The sequence below is a fragment of the Acidovorax sp. PRC11 genome (genome assembly GCF_031844105.1).
In the GTDB taxonomy this organism is placed as follows: domain Bacteria; phylum Pseudomonadota; class Gammaproteobacteria; order Burkholderiales; family Burkholderiaceae_C; genus Paracidovorax.
Map to the genome: position 1 here is coordinate 1 of NZ_JAUZUQ010000003.1, position 17397 is coordinate 17397.

The window sequence follows — 17397 nt, forward strand, 5'->3', positions numbered from 1 at the left end:
CGGCTGCGTACTCCACGGCTTCCTTGAGGATTTCGTTCTCCAGGGTTTTCTTGCCGAGCACGCGCTGGAGCTTGGTGATCTCCGCGCGGGCAGCCGCCAGTTCCGAAGCCGGCACCACGGCTTCACCCGCGGACACGGCCGTCAATGCCCCCTGGCGCTCGAGCTTGCGCCACTGGAACAGCAGCCCCGCCGAGACGCCTTCCTGGCGGGCCACCAGCGATACGCTCATGCCTGGCTCGTAGGTGCGCCGTACCAGGGCAGCTTTCTCCGCCGGGGACCAGCGCCTGCGGCGCTGGTCCTTCACCACTACCTCTACTGACTCCGTATGCCTAGTCATATGCACAGTCCTGTTCCTATCTCCAAAGATAAGCGACAGGACGGGGCCGGGGAATCAGGGGGCTATCTCATTTGCAGGGCCTGGATGCAGCCCAAGCCGGCGCGGCTCAAGGTGTGACAGCCCAGACCGCCAGGAAGTGGCTTGGGCGGTATCTCAGTGGCGGCGAAGCCGCCTTGGCCGATGCATCTTCCAGGCCCACACGCTCGCCAGGGCCATCGACGAGTCCAAAGCGCTGCTCATCGTCGAACTGCGCAAGCGTCGAATGCTGCAGTCACGCATTGCACGCTACGCAGGTGTCTCGGACTCCACCGTCAGCCGCGTGTTGGCTCGCGCAGGCCTGTCGCGACTTAGCGACCTGGAGCCCTCAGAGCCCGTGGTTCGCTACGAGCACGACGCGCCCGGCGACATGCTGCACATCGACACCAAGAAGCTCGGGCGCATCGTGCGTCCCAGCCACCGCGTGACAGGCAATCGACGCGACTCGGTGGACGGCGCAGGGCTGGGAGACCCTGTTCGTGGCGATCGACGACCACGCCCGAATCGCCTTTACGGCGATGCATCCAGACGAGAAGAAGCACGAGGCCGTCGAGTTTCTGCACAACGCCGTGGCGTACTACGCCGGGCTGGGCGTGAGCGTCAAACGGCTGCTCACCGACAATGGCTCGGCCTTCCGCTCGCGGGAGTTTGCGGCGGCCTGCAAGGCCTTGGGCGTGCAGCACAAGTTCACCAGACCATACCGGCCACAAACCAATGGCAAGGCCGAGAGGTTCATCCAGTCGGCCCTGCGCGAGTGGGCCTATGGCTGGACGTACCAGAACTCAGCCGAGCGAACCGACGCTCTGGCCGGCTGGCAGCATCACTACAACTGGCATCGACCGCACAGCGCCATCGGCAGCATCGCTCCGATGCACAGACTCAAATCTGCAAACAACCTCTTGACGGTTCACACCTAGCCCTTCAAACGCTGTCGCTCTGAACCTGACCCCCGGCCACGTGCAGCGCCAGTTGGTCGCCAACGGAGAAGTGTTGGCGCGCTACGGAGACGCGCCGACCACCGAACAGAGCACGAAGCCGACGAACAACCCGGTGTACGTGGACACGGCGGACTTCCGTCTGCAGGCCCCGGCGATGAAGCTCAAGAACCAGAGCCTGGACCCGGTGGCCTACACGGTGGTGGGCGGGGAGACGCTGAAAGACATCGCCCGCAAAGTGCTGGGCGATGCAAGCCTGTGGTGGCGCATCGCGGAGGCCAACAGCCTGGCGGTGTCGGGCGACGGGGCGCTCACGGCGGGGCAGACGCTGACGATTCTGAAGCTGTCGTTGAATGCGAACAGCGTGGAGACGTTCCAGCCGTACGACCCGAGCCAGGCGATGGGGAGCATGGATCCAGCGCAGAATGCCGAAGAGACCGCGACCATGAACGACGCGACTTGGCGTTCTTTGTTTTGTGGCCGTGTTGCCCACCCTGTTTTTGCCCTTTCGAGGAGTTGACCCCATGCCTCTCGCTTCCCCCGACGTCGCCGCGGCCTTCGCCCCCACCGGCCGCCTGCGCGCCTCCATCAACCTCGGCAACCCCATCCTCGCCCACCGGGACGCCCAGGGCGCGCCGGGCGGTGTCTCCGTCGATCTCGCCCGCGAGCTGGCGCGCCGCCTGGGTGTGGAGGCCGAGCTGGTGGTGTTCGATACGGCGGCGAAGTCGGTGGAGGCGGTGCGGGCGGGGAAGGCGGATGTCGGCTTTTTCGCGATCGATCCGCTGCGAGGTGAGGGCATTGCGTTCACGGCGCCGTATGTGCTGATCGAGGGTTCCTATCTGGTGCGGGAGGATTCGCCGATCACCGACAACGCGCAGGTGGACCGTGCGGGGGTGTCGGTGGCGGTGGGGCAGGGCAGTGCCTACGATCTGTTCCTGACGCGCGAGCTGAAGGCCGCGCGCATCGTGCGGGCACCGAGTTCGCCGGCGGTGGTCGGAACCTTCCTGGAGCAGTCGCTCGACGTGGCGGCGGGTGTGCGGCAGCAGCTGGAGGCGGATGCGCAGCGCCTGCCGGGCCTGCGCCTGCTGCCGGGGCGGTTCATGGTGATCCAGCAGGCGATGGGCCTGCCCAAGGACCGCCCGGAGGCCGCCGCCTGCCTGCTGCGGGAGTTCGTCGAGGAGATGAAGGCGCAGGGATTCGTGGCGGAGGCGATGCGGCGGCATGGGGTGCAGGGCGCATCGGTGGCGCCCGCGGCGCAGGTGGGCTGAAGTTCGGGCGCATGGGGCGCATTGGGGCGCATGGCTGCCAGGTCGTGGCCCCGGCGCGCCCTGGGCCGACAAGGCCGCTCAGACTGCGCCGACAGGCAGCGCGGCGGCGCACGGCGAGGATGGCGGCTGCTCGTTTCCCAAGGAGAACCCGTGCCGTCTACCCATCCCATCAAGACCTCGACCCCTTCCCGCCTGGCCCTCCCGGCCCTGCTGGCGGCCTGCCTGCTCGCCGCGCAGCCCGCCATGGCGCAGCAGCCCGGGCAGCCCGCTCGTGCCGGCAACATGCCGCCTCCCTCCGCTGCCGCCACTCCGGCTGCAACTGCGGCCCCCGCGCCGTCCGCCCCGCTGCCCGAAGCCAAGACCCAGGGCTCCCTGCGCTACACCTGCGGGGGCATCAGCGTGGACGAGTCGCAGGCCATGCGGGCCGCGATGAAGGACCATCCGCTGTCTCTGCTGTTCGCGGCGCAGGGCGGTGCCTACCTGGCCGACGTGCAGGTCAAGCTGGTGCCGCAGGGCTGGGGCGATGCCGGCGCGCTGACGTTCACCGCGAGCGGCCCGGTCTGCCTGCTCGACCTGCCGGCGGGCTCGTACGAGGTGGAAGCGAGCGCCGGCGGCAAGGAAAAACGCCAGACGGTGATGGTGGGCAAGGACGCGAAGACGCTGGACTTCCGGTTCTGATGCGTGTCCCGCGGGCGGGCCGATCGAGCCCGCTCAGTCGCCCGCCAGCAATCCTTCGACGATGTCGCGCCACTCCTCCGGTTCGATCGGCGTGATGGACAGCCGGTTGCCGCGCTGCAGTATGCGCATGTCGGCCAGGGCCGGGCGTTCTCGCAGCTCCGCGAGGCCGACGAGCCGCGTCTTGCGCACGGCCTGCACGTCCAGCAACAGCCAGCGCGGTCGGTCCTGCGGTGACTTCGGGTCGAAGTACGGGGATTCCGGGTCGAACTGGGTGGGGTCGGGCCGGGTGCCAGAAGCCACCCGGGCGATGCCGGCGATGCCCGGCTCCGCGCAGCTGGAGTGGTAGAAAAGCACGCCATCGCCCACCCGCATGGCATCGCGCATGAAGTTGCGCGCCTGGTAGTTGCGCACGCCGGTCCAGGGGACGGTGGCGTTCGGGGCGGCCAGTGCGTCGTCGATCGAGCATTCGGCGGGCTCGGATTTCATGAGCCAGAAACGCGGGGTGCCGGGCGGCGCCTGCGTGTCCGATCGTGCGTGTTCGGTGCTGGAGGAGGGGGCCGGCGAGGTCATGGCGGGATTGTGCCGCCAGCCGTCAGCCGTCAGCCATCAGCCATCAGCCTTCAGCCTTCAGCCGCCAGGGGCATCGCCCTGCGGCGAGGCGCGGCGGATGCAGCGCTTTCCGGTGGCGCCCCAGCGCGGATCTTCCTCCGCAGGAATGGCGAGCGGGTTGCGGAGCGGTTCTGCCAAAGGGGCGAGCAGGGCGTCCAGATCCGCAGGGGTGAATTTCGGCAGTCCGTCGGCATCGTGGCCCAGGACGCCATCCGCCAGGGCCTGCTTGCGGGCCTGCAGCTCCAGCATGCGTTCCTCGATGCTGCCTTCCACGACCAGGTGGTGGATGAATACCGGCTTGTCCTGCCCGATACGGTGAGCGCGGGCGGTGGCCTGTTCCATCACCGCCGGGTTCCACCACGGATCGAGGTGGATGACGGTGTCGGCGGCCGTGAGGTTGAGGCCCGTGCCCCCGGCTTTCAGGCTGGCCAGCAGGATCGGCGCCGAGCCCTGGGTGTCCGGTTCCTGGAAGCGCCGCACCACGGCGCCGCGCTGCCGGGCCGGGGTGGCGCCAGTGAGGGCCAGCCAGGGCAGGCGAAGCGCATCCAGCCGATCCGCGACCAGGTCCAGCATGCGCGTGAACTGCGAGAACACCAGCATCCGCCGGCCTTCCGACACCAGCGCCGGCAGCAGCTCGGCGAGCCGGTCGAGCTTGGCGCTTTCCATGCCGGGCGTGACCGCAAGGCCCGGGACGAGCCGGGGATCGCAGCACACCTGCCGGAGCTTGAGCAGGGCGTCCAGGATGGTGATGAGCGCGCCCTCGAAGCCCTGGCGTTCCAGGGCGCGGCGCACCTGCTGGTCGGCGCCGGTGCGCACGGCTTCGTAGAGTTCGCGCTGCCGGCCCTGCAGCACGACGCGTTCCACGATGGTGGTGCGCGGCGGCAGTTCGGGCGCCACGTCGTCCTTGCGGCGCCGCAGGATGAACGGGCGCACGCGCAGCGCCAGCAGTTGCGCGCGCAGGGTTTCGCCGTTCTCCTCGATCGGCTTGCGCCAGCGCTGGGAGAAGCTGCGCGCATCCCCCAGGAAGCCCGGCATCAGGAAGTCGAAATGCGCCCAGAGCTCGCCCAGGTGGTTCTCCAGGGGCGTGCCGGTGAGGCACAGCAGATGGTCGGCGCGCAGCCGGCGCAGCACGCGGGCACCGCGGCTGCCGGCGTTCTTGGCCATCTGCGCTTCGTCGAGGATGAGCAGGTGCCAGGGCTGCGCGGCCAGGGCATCGGCATCGCGCCAGAGCAGCGGGTAGGTGGTCAGCACGAGATCGTGGTCTGCCGCGCGCATGAAGTCCCCCGCACGGTCGGGGCCCTGCAGCGCCAGCACGCGCAGGCCCGGCGCCATGCGCGCCGCTTCCGCCTGCCAGTTGAAGAGCAGCGAGGTCGGCACCACCACGAGCGCGGGCCGCGCCAGCCGGCCGGCCTCCTTCTCGGCCAATAGATGGGCCAGGGCCTGGGCGGTCTTGCCCAGGCCCATGTCGTCCGCGAGGATGCCGCCAAGGCCCTGGGCGCGCAGGTACTGCAGCCAGGCCAGCCCGTCGCGCTGGTAGGGGCGCAGCGCGATGGCCAGGCCTCGCGGCGGGGCGACCGGCCGCGGCATTCCGGCGTCGCGCAGGCGCCGGGCCAGTTGCGCCAGGCCGGGGTCGCCCTGCAGTTGCCAACCCAGGTCCTGCCCGGTCTGGGCCTGCCGGTGCGCCACGCGGCCGCTCTGGTCGAGCGCGGCGCGCAGGGCATCGATGCGGTGCGCCTCCCAGGCCCCCAGCCGCAGCGGTTCGCCCGCGCGGCGCTGGTGCAGTGCCGGATCGGTGAGCAGGTCCACCATGGCGCCCACGATCGCCTTGAGCGGTGCCGCGGGTGCGTCGATGCGGCGCCCGCCCGGGGCGCGCAGCGGGATGGTGGCATGGTCGTCGATGGCGGCGAGGGCGCGCGCGTCCAGCCAGCGCGGATCGCGGCGCAGCAGGTCGGCCACCATCGGGGCGAGATCGAGGGTTTCGCCGTCGATCTCCACGCCCAGGCTCAGCAGCCAGGCGCCTTCGCGCTCGGGCAGCCGCAGCTTCTGCACGGAGCGCGAACGGCGGGCCAACGGTCCGGCTTCGCGGCCCAGCACCTCGCCGCTGGCGGCGTCGAGCAGGATGCGCCATCCCTGCACGGGCACGCTTTCGTGGGCGAAGCCCGGTACCGCCACCACGGACCAGCCCGCCGCCTGCAGGCGCGGCACGGTCTCGGCCCAGAAGTCTCCGAAAGCCGCCTCCTGCGGCAGTGTCCACAGCGGACCGGGCAGCGCGGGCACCACTCCTGGTGACCCGGCGGACGAGCCCGCGAGGGGAGACTGCCCGGGGGATGCATCGGCGAGCGCGTGGCCTATCAGGCCCGCGCCGTCGCCCGGAGCGCGCCACTGCAGGCGGTCCGCCGCTATGGGCACGAGGCCGGTATCGCGCAGCAGGTCGACCGCATCCGCCTCGGCACGCACGTCGCGGTGCAGCCAGCCATCCGCCATGCCCGGTACGGCGACGCGCGCGGGAGCGCGGGTGTTCAAGACGCTGGTGGGCGCGGGCGCGCTCCAGAGGGTGCCATCGTCCAGCTGGTAGGTCCAGTCCACCTGCGCCAGCGTGACCTGCCCGCCGCGCGGGCCGATGGCGCCTTGCGCGCGCATGCCCAGCAACCCGTCGCCACGGCCCAGCGTGCGCAGCGTGAGGCGGGGACGGAAGGCCGCCACCCCGGACGTCTGCTGGGAGCGAGGCTCTTGCGCAGAGCCCGGGGTGCCGAGGGCAGTCACCGGGCCGGCGGAGGAGGCCGGCGCTGAGGACGCCGTGTCGCGCAGCAATGCCAGGGCCTGCCGCGCTTCGTCGCCCGTCAGTCGCGGCAGATGCTGCAGCGCAGGAGAACCCGCCTGCGCCTGCAGGGCCTCGACCCACGCATGGACGGCGGCGCTGCCGGACGACGACGGCGGCGATGGCGACGACGGTGGCGATGGCGATGGCGATGGCGACGTGGCGGCGGGCGGAAGTGCGGCGGACGTACGGCGCGGACGGGGCATGGACGCATTGTGCCGCTGGCTTCGTGGCATGGGTACCGCCCGGGATAGGGCGGGTCATGCCATCACGCCCGGGAAACCCGCGGCGGGTGCCGCGAGCGCCGCGCGGTCCGCTCAGGCCTAGCCCCGGCGGCGAGGGGTGGGGGCGGGGGCGGGCAGCAGCAAGTCCGAGGTCTTCGCTACCTCCACGCAGTCCCGCAGATGCATTTCCCCGAGGTAGCGCAGCGTGGCGTAACCCAGCGCGGCCGAGGCCGCCTGGCCGGCCAGCGGCACGAACTTGGCGGCCTGCTGCGCCGTCAGGCGCACGCCGACGATGCGCAGGGCCCGCATGACCAGTTCACGGGTGATGAGCCGGCCGATGAGCGCGGAGCCCACCATGCCGACCGCCTTCTGCACTTGTTCGCGCTTGTGGGGTGTCAGCCGGTCGAGCTGCGCTGGCGTCAGCCCGAACTCGGCATTGATCTGGGGAATGAGGCGCGTCAGCAGGGCCGCATCCACCGCCCAGTCGAGTCCGGGCACGGGAACGACCCCTGCCGCCGCGGCCATCATCGCGCGGCGGTGCAACAGCTTGCGGCTGCGGGCGACGGCGGCCTCCAGAGCAGGATGGCCGCGGGCCAGCGCCTGCGCGTCGGGCGCACCGTCCTTGTCCGTGCCGGACGGCGACGGCGAGCGGTCTTTGCGGGCAGGTTTCGAGAACAGAGCCATGGCGATGCGGAGCGGGCGGCGCGGAATCAGCGGGCCCTGCTGCGGATCAGTCCATAGATCGCGAGCAGTACGATCGCGCCGATCACGGAGGCGATCCAGCCTGCCGCTTCCCCTTGCTCGTACCAGCCCATCGCCACGCCCACGTAGGTGGCCAGGAAGGAGCCGGCGATACCGAGCAACGCGGTCATGATCCAGCCGAGCTTGTCGTCACCGGGCTTGAGCGCGCGGGCGAGAAGGCCGACGACGAGGCCGACCAGCAGGGTTCCAATGAGGGAGAACATGGTTTTTTCGCTTTCCGGTACGAAGGAAGGATGTGGGTGATCCCAACGGGGCCGGGCTCCGTGCCCGGTGCCCCTCGGACGCCGCCAATCTACCCGGCGGTCCGGCATGGTCGTGTCAGACAAGGTGCACAGCGGACCACGGCCGGAGGCGGCCGATCCGAGTACCGCCGGGGTGCGAGGGGGGCTAATGTGGTCGGCCCGGCCCGTGTGGGAACCATCCCACAGGCCGTTGGGAGCGCTTCCGGCGCGTGCGGCCCCCTGTCCGTCTTATCGTTGCCCGACCAGCGAGCCCCCGAGAAAGGACGGATGCCAGGATGTGCGATGCGAACCGTTGTGCGGCAGGCGAGCGCCGGGCCCGGCAGTGGCTGGCCACGGCCCTATTGTGCTGCACACCCTTGGCGTGGGCGGCTTCGCCAGACTTGGACAGTGCATCGCTCGACCGGGGTGCACGGCCCGACACGACGGCGGAGCAGCGATACCAGTCGGCCATCCGGGAAGCAGGCGGCGGTCTGAAAGCCGCGCTGGCGGATTGCCGGTCCCAGGGCGCAACAGTGCGACAGGGCTGCGAGGATGAAGCGCGCAAGCGCTACCAGCAGGACATGGCGGAAGCGAAGGCGCTCTTGCACCCGCCGGGCACCCGGGCTTCCGGAGCGCCGGCCGGGCCGAACAAGGAGGTGGAGCCGCGGATCGTGGGCAAGCCCCAGCCGGGCTCCTGAAAAGCACAACGCCCGCAGAGCGGGCGTCGGATGGCACGGAGCAGGGGGATCAGTTGATCGGATTCTGGGCCGAGGCCTTGGGCAGCAGGCTGGCGGATTCCTCTTCGCTGAGAACGCGGCGGGCGCCGTTGAAGCGGAGCTTCCAGTAGGAAGCGCTCATGTCCTCGACACGGACTTCGGCGCCGGAGCGGGGCGCATGGATGAACTTGCCTTCGCCGAGATAGAGGCCCACATGGCTGTAGGCGCGGCGCATGGTATTGAAGAAGACGAGATCGCCGGGCTGGAGATCCTTCTTGTCGATCTTCTCGGTGGCCTCGGCCTGCTCATTGGCGCGGCGGGGCAGCGCGAGCCCGACGGTCTGGCCGTAGATCGCGCGGATGAAACCGCTGCAATCGAAGCCGCTGTCGGCGGTATTGCCACCACGGCGGTAGGGCACGCCGAGGAAGCCCATGGCGGTGGAGATCAACTCGCCGGTACGGTCCTGGACGGAAGCCCTCACTTCGCGCAGCTGATTGAGCACCTGATGGCGGTCGATCAGGAACCGATCGAGGTCATCAGTGGCCGAGGCGGCTGCGTTGTTGTGGGGAGCGGCCTGGGCGGTGGCGCTGGCGCAAACCAGTAACAAAAGGCAAATCCAACGTGACATGGGTCGCGAGAGTACCACGCCTCGCGGACGGTCAAAATGCAAAAAATGTTGCTGCAGGTCTTTTCTTCATCGGTTTAGCCTATCGGACAAGTCCTACAAGCACGGTGCGAACGTCGTTCGTGGCGCTGCAGGACAGCACCTCGCGCCGACTAAGACGGTTGCGTGGAAATTCATAAAGAGGACATTTGATGCGCATTTGCAGGAATTTGGCGGCTGTTGCGGTGTTCGCTGCGGTCGGTTTGGGTGTTGCGTCGGCCCGGTCAACCGAGCCTTCTCCACCGGCCCCCGTGGTTTCAAGAACACCGGTTACGGTTGAACACATCACCGAAGGGTTATCGAACCCGTGGGGCCTCGCATTCCTGCCAGATGGCAGTTTCCTCATCACGGAACGTCCCGGCCGCCTGCGCATCGTGTCCGGCGATGGCCGCTTGGGGTCGCCCTTGCAAGGCCTGCCGAAGATCGATGCCGGCGGCCAGGGGGGGCTGCTGGATGTGATCACCGATGCGCAGTTCGAGCGCAACCGGCGCATCTTCTTCTGTTTCTCCGAGCCCGGCGAGGGGAGAGGGGGCGCCAACGGCACGGCATTGGCCAGCGCCGTGCTGCCTGCCGGCGGGAAAACGCTGGAGTCCGTGCGGGTGATCTTCCGCCAGCAACCCAAGGTGGCGAGCCGGCTGCATTTCGGTTGCCGCATCGCCCAGGCGGCCGACGGATCGCTGTTCCTGACCCTTGGCGAGCGCTTCGAACGCAAGGACGACGCCCAGAAGACCGACAACCACCTCGGCAAGGTCGTGCACGTGCAGCCCGACGGCAGCCCTGGCCCCGGCAATCCGTTCGCCCAGGGGCAGGGTGGCCTCCCCGAAATCTGGAGCTGGGGCCATCGTAACGGGCAGGGCGCGGCCATCGGCCCCGACGGGCGGCTGTGGATGCACGAGCACGGCCCCCAGGGCGGCGACGAAATCAACATCCCGCAGGCAGGCCGCAACTACGGCTGGCCGGTGGTCACCTTCGGCGAAAACTACGGCGGCGGAAAGATCGGCGAGGGCCTGACCCAGAAATCCGGCATGGAACCGCCCGTGCACTACTGGGTGCCGTCGATCGCCCCTTCCGGCATGGCGTTCCTGACCAGCGACCGCTACGGCTCCGCCTGGAAAGGCAGCCTGTTCATCGGCTCCCTGAAGTTCGCGCGCCTGCACCGCCTCGAACTGAAGGACGGCCGCGTCGTGCGGGACGAATACCTGCTGGCCGACCTGGGCCAGCGCATCCGCGACGTGCGCCAGGGCCCCGACGGGTGGCTCTACCTGCTCACCGACAGCCCGCAGGGGCAGCTGCTGCGCCTGCGGCCCGCAGCGCCATAAGGGCGCCTGCCACGGCCCTTCCGCCGCCATTGCCGCGCCTGGTCCGGCGCGTCCCGCGAACGGCTCGCAGAACGGCCCGGCACGACCCGACATGGCATGAAGTGATGTGACATAGCAGAGCCCCCATCAGGCCGAGAGCGCCGGGTGGCCCCTGCAGCGAAATCAAGGAGGAGGCGAAGCCGGGGGACATTCGCGGAAGGGGCTACCCGGCGATCCCGGCCCGAGCGCAGAGCCCGCGCACCCCCGTCCCCGCATTCCCGCAGCGCCACGCACCGCCACGCCACACCCGTCGCTCACTAACCCCCCAGGTCTTGCGACAATGCGCCATTCGCCCATCCGAAGACCCGCCCCTCGCCCCGCCCCATGCTGCTCGACGCCCTTGAATCCCAACTCGTCCTGATCGACTACCAGGACCGCCTCATGCCCGCCATCTCCGACGGCCCGGCCGTGCTCGCCAACGCACGCCGGCTCGCGCAGGCGGCCCGCGCCCTCGACGTGCCCGTCTGGGGCACCGAACAGAACCCCTCCAAACTCGGACAGAACGACCCCGCCCTGCGCGCCCTCTGCCGCAAAACCCTCGCCAAAATGCAATTCAGTGCCGCCGAGGAAGGCCTGGGCGAATGGCTGCGCCCGCCGGCCCGCCCGCAGCAGGGCGGCAACGCCCGCAGCCTCCCGCGCCACCTCCAGAAACCGGCGGCGCAGCAGCCCGCCGACACGCGCGGCAGCATCGTGCTGGCCGGCTGCGAAGCCCATGTATGCCTGCTGCAGACCGCCCTCGACCTGCTGGAAGACGAATTCGAGGTGTGGGTCGTCACCGACGCCTGCGGCTCCCGCACCGAGCGCAATCGCGATGCCGCGTTCGACCGGCTCGCCGGCGCCGGCGCGGAACTCGTGACGACCGAAATGGTGGTCTTCGAATGGCTGCGCGGCTGCGAACACCCGGAGTTCAAGGAAGTGCTGGCACTCGTGAAGTAGCGTACCTGGGCGTCAGGCTGCCGCAAGCGCATGGTGGATGATGGAGTCCATACAAGAACCATCAGGAGACCCAACATGGCCCGAGACGCCGAATCCGCCGCGTATGCGGCCTTCCACCAGCGATCGCTCGCCGAGCGCGACGCCTTCTGGGCCGAGCAGGCCCGACTCATCGGCTGGCAGGTGCCGCCGCAGCGCATCTGCAACTACGACCAGCCGCCGTTCGCGCGCTGGTTCGAGGGCGGCACCACCAACCTCTGCCACAACGCGGTCGACCGGCACCTGCCGGACCGCGCCGGGCAGACCGCGCTGATCGCGATCTCGTCCGAAACCGACACGGAGCGCAGCTACAGCTTCGCAGAGCTGCACGCCGAAGTGCAGCGCATGGCGGCGGCGTTGCGGTCGCTGGGCGTGGAGCGCGGCGACCGCGTGCTGATCTACATGCCGATGGTGGCCGAGGCGGCGTTCGCGATGCTGGCGTGTGCCCGGATCGGCGCGCTGCACTCGGTGGTGTTCGGCGGATTCGCCTCGGGCGCGCTCGCCTCCCGCATCGACGATGCGGAACCCGTGGCCATCGTGAGTGCCGACGCGGGCTCGCGCGGCGGCAAGGTGGTGCCGTACAAGCCGCTGCTGGACGAGGCGCTGCGCCTCGCGCGCCACCGCCCCCGCGCGGTGCTGCTGGTGGACCGCGGCCTCGCGCCCATGGAGCTGCAGGACGGCCGCGACCACGACTGGGCTGCGCTGCGCGCCCGCCACCTGGAGGCGCAGGTGCCGTGCGAATGGCTGGACGCCACGCACCCGAGCTACACGCTCTACACCAGCGGGACCACGGGCCGGCCCAAGGGCGTGCAGCGCGACACCGGCGGCTACGCGGTGGCGCTCGCGGCGAGCATGCGGCACATCTTCGGCGTGGGCGCGGAGGGCGGGGTTTTCTTCGCCACGAGCGACATCGGCTGGGTCGTGGGGCACAGCTACATCGTCTACGGCCCCCTGATCGCCGGCATGGCGACGGTGATGTACGAGGGCCTGCCGGTGCGCCCGGATGCGGGCGTGTGGTGGCGCATCGTCGAGCAGTACCGCGTGACGCACATGTTCTCGGCGCCGACGGCGGTGCGGGTGCTGAAGAAGCAGGACCCGGAGTGGCTCCAGCGCTACGACCTCTCCAGCCTCCAGGCCCTGTGGCTCGCGGGCGAGCCGCTGGATGCGCCCACGGCGCAGTGGATCGGCGACGCGCTGGGCGTGCCGATCGTCGACAACTACTGGCAGACCGAGACGGGGTGGCCGATCCTGACGCTCGCCAATGGGGTGGAACGGCAGGCTGCGCGCGCCGGCAGTCCGGGCAAGGCCATGTACGGCTACGACGTCAAGCTGCTCGACCAGGCGACGGGCGAAGAACTCACGGCCCCCGGCGAGAAGGGGGTGCTCGCGATCGAGGGGCCGTTGCCCCCCGGCTGCATGCAGACCGTGTGGCGGGACGACGCGCGTTTCGTGCAGACGTACTGGAACAGCATTCCGGGGCGGCTGATCTACAGCACCTTCGACTGGGGCATCCGCGATGAGGACGGCTACTACTTCATCCTCGGGCGCACGGACGATGTGATCAACGTGGCCGGCCACCGGCTGGGCACGCGCGAGATCGAGGAGAGCATCGCCGCCCACCCGCAGGTGGCGGAGGTGGCCGTGGTCGGCGTGGCCGACGCGCTGAAGGGCCAGGTGGCGCTCGCCTTCGCCGTGGCGCGCGATCCCGCCGCCGCGGCCGACGACGCGGGGCGCCGCCGGCTGGAAGGCGAGGTCATGCAGCTCGTGGACCAGCGGCTGGGGGCGGTGGCGCGGCCGGCGCGCGTGCATTTCGTGGCGCTGCTGCCCAAGACGCGCAGCGGCAAGCTGCTGCGCCGGGCGTTGCAGGCCGTGGCCGAGCGCCGCGATCCGGGCGACCTCACCACCATGGAGGATCCTTCGGCGCTGCAGCAGGTGAAGGACCTGATCGGATAGGACGGCGCCAGCCGTCGGGGGCGCGCCAGGCGCTGGCCCAGCCGGGGAACTCCTCCGCCGCCATCGGCCGGGAGATGCGGTATCCCTGGGCCAGGGTGCAGCCCAGATCCAGCAGGGCCGCGCCCTGGGCCTCGGTCTCGACGCCTTCCGCGACGATCGAATAACCGAAGGAGTCCGCCAGCCCGATCACGCCCTTCACGATGGCGAAGTCTCCCGGGTCGGTCATCATGCCGCTCACGAAGCTGCGGTCGAGCTTGAGCGTGTCCATCGGCAGCCGCCGCAGGTAGGACAGCGAGGAGTAGCCGGTGCCGAAGTCGTCGAGCGACACCGTCGCCCCGAGCCGGCGCAACTGCAGCAGCTGCGGCACGACATGGTCCATGTCGTAGAGTGCCGCGCTCTCGGTGATCTCCAGGTCGAGCAGTTGCGCCGGCATGCCGGGGCGCAGCGCGATGCGGCCGGCCACCCACTGCGCGAAGTCCTGCTGCTGCAGATGGCGCGCGGAAATGTTCACGCTCACGGGCAGCTCCACCCCCCGGGAACGCAGCATCTCGATGAGCCCGAGCGCGGAATCGACCGCCCATTCGCCGAAGGCGGTCTCCAGTTCCGCCTGCTCGATGAGCGGCAGGAAGGCAGCCGGGGCGAGCAGCCCCCGGTCGGGATGCCGCCAGCGGGCCAGCGCCTCGGCGCCGACCACCGCGCCCGATCGCATGTCCACCTTGGGCTGCAGGTAGAGCTCGAACTGGCCGTACGCCAGCGCGCCGCGCAGTTGCCGGGCCTGGTCGGCGCAGGCCTGGCGCGCCCGCTCCTGGGCGGCGTCGAAGGCCTGCACGCGGTTGCGTCCCGCCTGCTTGGCGCCGTACATGGCATGGTCCGCATGGCGCAGCAGCGTGTCGGCATCGGCGCCGTCCTCGGGGTAGAGCGTGTAGCCGACGCTCGCCGTCACCACGGCGTGTTCCGTGCCCAGCGTGAAGGGCGCCGAGAGGTTGTCCATGAGGCGCTGCAGAAGCTCCTCGGCATCGGCCCGGTTGCGCAGGCCGGGCAGCAGGATGACGAACTCGTCGCCCCCCAGGCGGGCCACGCAGTCCATGGGCCGCAGCGCCCGCACCAGCCTGCCGGCCACGATCACGAGCAGCCGGTCGCCCGCGCTGTGGCCCAGCCGGTCGTTGACGGGCTTGAACCCGTCGAGATCGAGATAGGCCACGCCCAGCAACCGTCCATCCTGCTGCGCTGCGGCCATGGCCTGCTCCAGCCGGCCCGCCAGGTGCACGCGGTTGGGCAGGCCGGTGAGGGTGTCGAAGTGGGCCAGCCGGTGCAGCAGATCCTCCTGCGCGCGCTGGCTGGTGACGTCCATCGCCACGCCCAGCATGCGCAGCGGCCGGCCGCCCGCATCGCGGTCGACCACCTTGCCCAGGTGGCGCACCCAGCGCCCGGCCGCGGCCGGCGGGTCTGCCAGCGCGCCGGGGGGCGACGCCGGGAAGGCGGGGGCAGCGGGCTCTACGTACCATGTCGCGTCGAAATGGGGCTCCGGCCCGGCCAGATGGCGCTCCAGCTCCTGCGCGACGCTCTCGATGTCGGCGGGGGCCATGCCGCGGGTCCAGTGGATTCCGTCCGCCGCCACGGCATCCTGCGCTTCCGGCAGGCCATGGAGTTCGCGCCAGCGGGCATCCCCGGCGACCATGCCGGTGGCGAGGCTCCAGTCCCACAGGCCGAGGGAGGCGGCGGACAGGGTGAGCGACAGCAGGGCCTCGCGTTCGCGCACGAGGTCTTCGCCGCGCTTGCGCTCCGTGATGTCGTAGGCCGACACCAGCCACACCGGCACCCCGTCCAGCTCGGCGGCATGCATGGACTGCAGCAGGGTGCGGGTGCCGCCGTTGCGGGTGTGCACGGCGATTTCCAGGCCGTTGTGCACGCTCCGGCCGCTCATGTCGTGCAGCAGCCGCCGCCGGTCTTCCGGGGTGAAGATGCCGAGTTCGATCGCGGTGCGGCCGATAGCCTGCTCTCGCGGGATGCCGGTCAGCCGTTCCCAGGCCTTGTTGACCACCAGGTAGGTGCCGTTCGCCCGCTCCGACATCAGCACGGGATAGGGCATCAGCTCGAAGAGGTGCATGAAGCGGTCTTCGGACTGGGTGAGCCGCTCGGCGGCGCGCCGCCAGCCGTCGATGTCCTGGATGATGCCGCGCATGCCCGTCGCCGCGCCGTCCCGCAGCACCGGCTCCGCATGGATCCGGACCCAGACGGCGCGGCCGTCGTCGGCCCGCTGCACCTGCAGCTCCATGCTCCAGCCGGAGGCGGTCTCCAGGCCGTGGCGCATGTAACCGTCCAGCGGCGCCCGGAACGGCTCGACCACGAAACGATCCAGGTATTCGGAGGGGCCGGGGAGGCGGGAGCCGCGGGGCACCCCGTGGATGCCGAAACACGCGTCCGACCAATACACCAGCCCGGTGCCGCGCCCGTGTTCCCAGACGCCCAGCCCGGCCATGTGGCCCGCCTGCAGCAGCAGTCCGTGCGCCGCGGCCAGCTGATCGTGCGCAAGCTGGGTCTCGGACGTGTCCTGGAAGATGGATACCAGGCAGTCCCGGTCGCCGACGCGCATTTTCCGCGCGGAGAACAGCCCGGTGATGGTCCGGGTTCCGCTCAGCAGCGTGGCGGGCATCTTCTCGACGTGGCCCTGCCGGCGCAGCAGTTCCATCATGCGCTCGCGTTCCGCGGCGCAGGCCCAGACGCCGATGTCGAGGGTGGTGCGGCCGAATGCCTGCTCGCGGGTGATGCCGAACATCGTCGTGAATGCGGGATTCACATCGATGCAGAGACCGTCGTCGACGCCGGTGATGGCCGCCGCATCGGGCAGCATCTGGTAGAGGACGGATTGCTGCTCGTGCACCCGGCGCGCGGCCTCCTGCTCGTCGCGCGCGGGCGTGACGTCCAGGTGTACGCCCGTGGCGCGCAGGACACGGCCGTGGGCGTCGCGCTCCGCCACCTGCCCGCGGGAGAGGATCCACCGCCAGCGGCCCCGCGTGTCGCGCACGCGGTACTCGGCGCTGAACATGTCTTCCCGGCTCTGCCGGGCCTGGTGCAACTGCCCGGACACGCGCTCCGCATCGTCGGGATGCATCAGCGCGGTCCAGCGCAGGGCCGAGGCTTCGGTGCCATGCGCTTCGATGCCGAAGGCTTCGTAGAACCGTCCGTGGCAGGCGAGCCGGTCTTCGTGCAGTGTCCATTCCCAGCGCCCCCCCGCCGTTGCCTCCAGCATGGCCTGCAGGTCGGCCTGGCGGCGCAGCAGCGCATCGGTGGTGCGCGCGCGTGCGATCACCAGAAGGGCCCCGCCCCCGAGGACCAGGGCGCCCGCGAGCGTCGGCCAGGACGGCGCGCCGGACCAGGCGCGCGCGGCCAGGGCCAGCGTCGCCGCCAGACCGGTGACCGCGACCCAGCCGGGCCCGGGCCCGCGCAGTCTCCGCAATGCGCCCCAGGCGCAGCCCATGGCCCAGGCACTGGCGAGCAGGCCCGCGCCTGCGCCCGCGGTGTCCGGGCGCAAGGCCGCCTCGCCGACCGCGGCGACCAGCCCGCTCAGGGCGCCGGCCAGGGGACCGAGGCAGGCGGCGGCGATGGCGGTCGGAACCGCGTCTGCCGAAGGCCCTGCCCAGAGGGACAGACAGGAGGCGGCCCCCGCAACCAGGCCGCTGCCGATCTGCAGCCGCCGGTCAGGGGGCGTGGCGGCCAGGCGGCGGGCGGGCACCAGGGCCAGCGCCGCGACCAGCGCGACGTGGATCCAGAGCAGCAGCCCGGTATCAATGGCCATTTCGCGGGGGCGACCCGGCCATGCGGACGCCCGTCCGGAGGACGGTGCAG

At 70.6% G+C, this 17397-nt stretch carries 14 protein-coding genes and 1 pseudogene; 8 read left to right on the forward strand and 7 right to left on the reverse strand.

What is annotated here, in order from left to right:
• Window positions 1-337, reverse strand: a 337-nt coding sequence (locus Q9R47_RS03970; protein WP_311231912.1) for a transposase, incomplete at its 3' end; no start/stop codon positions are given.
• Window positions 338-390: 53 nt separating this feature from the next.
• On the opposite strand from Q9R47_RS03970, the pseudogene Q9R47_RS03975 reads away from it, so the two are divergent.
• From Q9R47_RS03975 to Q9R47_RS03990, 4 genes and pseudogenes are all read left to right on the forward strand, one after another.
• Window positions 391-1290, forward strand: a pseudogene (locus Q9R47_RS03975) (IS481 family transposase).
• Between the two features lie 40 nt (window positions 1291-1330).
• Window positions 1331-1828, forward strand: coding sequence for a LysM peptidoglycan-binding domain-containing protein (locus Q9R47_RS03980; RefSeq protein WP_311231913.1), 498 nt, complete (start codon window positions 1331-1333; stop codon window positions 1826-1828).
• A 4-nt stretch (window positions 1829-1832) separates the two neighbouring features.
• Window positions 1833-2576, forward strand: coding sequence for an ABC transporter substrate-binding protein (locus Q9R47_RS03985; protein WP_311231914.1), 744 nt, complete (start codon window positions 1833-1835; stop codon window positions 2574-2576).
• A gap of 150 nt (window positions 2577-2726) precedes the next feature.
• The gene (locus Q9R47_RS03990) at window positions 2727-3254 is read left to right on the forward strand and encodes a carboxypeptidase regulatory-like domain-containing protein (protein WP_311231915.1); all 528 of its coding nucleotides are present in this window, start codon (window positions 2727-2729) and stop codon (window positions 3252-3254) included.
• Between the two features lie 33 nt (window positions 3255-3287).
• Here Q9R47_RS03990 and Q9R47_RS03995 read toward each other — a convergent pair whose 3' ends face one another.
• The 4 genes from Q9R47_RS03995 to Q9R47_RS04010 form a co-directional block, all read right to left on the reverse strand.
• On the reverse strand, window positions 3288-3824 hold the full coding sequence (locus Q9R47_RS03995) for an EVE domain-containing protein (RefSeq protein WP_404977089.1): 537 nt from the start codon (window positions 3822-3824) through the stop codon (window positions 3288-3290).
• Between the two features lie 57 nt (window positions 3825-3881).
• Window positions 3882-6887, reverse strand: a complete 3006-nt coding sequence (locus Q9R47_RS04000) for a DEAD/DEAH box helicase (RefSeq protein WP_311231916.1) — start codon at window positions 6885-6887, stop codon at window positions 3882-3884.
• Window positions 6888-7004: 117 nt separating this feature from the next.
• Entirely contained in the window at window positions 7005-7502 is a 498-nt protein-coding gene (locus Q9R47_RS04005; RefSeq protein WP_311232217.1) for a hypothetical protein, read from the reverse strand.
• A 113-nt stretch (window positions 7503-7615) separates the two neighbouring features.
• A complete protein-coding gene (locus tag Q9R47_RS04010; RefSeq protein ID WP_311231917.1) occupies window positions 7616-7870 on the reverse strand; it encodes a GlsB/YeaQ/YmgE family stress response membrane protein in 255 nt (84 codons plus the stop codon).
• A gap of 419 nt (window positions 7871-8289) precedes the next feature.
• Here Q9R47_RS04010 and Q9R47_RS04015 point away from each other — a divergent pair, with 419 nt between their 5' ends.
• Window positions 8290-8586, forward strand: coding sequence for a hypothetical protein (locus tag Q9R47_RS04015; RefSeq protein WP_311231918.1), 297 nt, complete (start codon window positions 8290-8292; stop codon window positions 8584-8586).
• Window positions 8587-8635: 49 nt separating this feature from the next.
• Here the strand turns inward: Q9R47_RS04015 and Q9R47_RS04020 are convergent, their stop codons facing one another.
• Entirely contained in the window at window positions 8636-9232 is a 597-nt protein-coding gene (locus Q9R47_RS04020) for an NlpC/P60 family protein (RefSeq protein WP_311231919.1), read from the reverse strand.
• A gap of 188 nt (window positions 9233-9420) precedes the next feature.
• On the opposite strand from Q9R47_RS04020, the gene Q9R47_RS04025 reads away from it, so the two are divergent.
• The 3 genes from Q9R47_RS04025 to Q9R47_RS04035 all read left to right on the forward strand — a co-directional run bounded on the left by Q9R47_RS04025 (window position 9421) and on the right by Q9R47_RS04035 (window position 13551).
• Window positions 9421-10587, forward strand: coding sequence for a PQQ-dependent sugar dehydrogenase (locus Q9R47_RS04025; RefSeq protein ID WP_311231920.1), 1167 nt, complete (start codon window positions 9421-9423; stop codon window positions 10585-10587).
• Between the two features lie 363 nt (window positions 10588-10950).
• Complete coding sequence (locus Q9R47_RS04030; protein WP_311231921.1) at window positions 10951-11562, forward strand: isochorismatase family protein; 612 nt, start codon at window positions 10951-10953, stop codon at window positions 11560-11562.
• Window positions 11563-11637: 75 nt separating this feature from the next.
• Window positions 11638-13551 (forward strand): propionate--CoA ligase, encoded by a 1914-nt coding sequence (locus Q9R47_RS04035; protein WP_311231922.1) that lies wholly within the window; start codon window positions 11638-11640, stop codon window positions 13549-13551.
• Here Q9R47_RS04035 and Q9R47_RS04040 read toward each other — a convergent pair.
• Entirely contained in the window at window positions 13496-17347 is a 3852-nt protein-coding gene (locus Q9R47_RS04040) for an EAL domain-containing protein (protein ID WP_311231923.1), read from the reverse strand. The genes Q9R47_RS04035 and Q9R47_RS04040 overlap by 56 nt on opposite strands.
• Window positions 17348-17397: the final 50 nt, after the last annotated feature.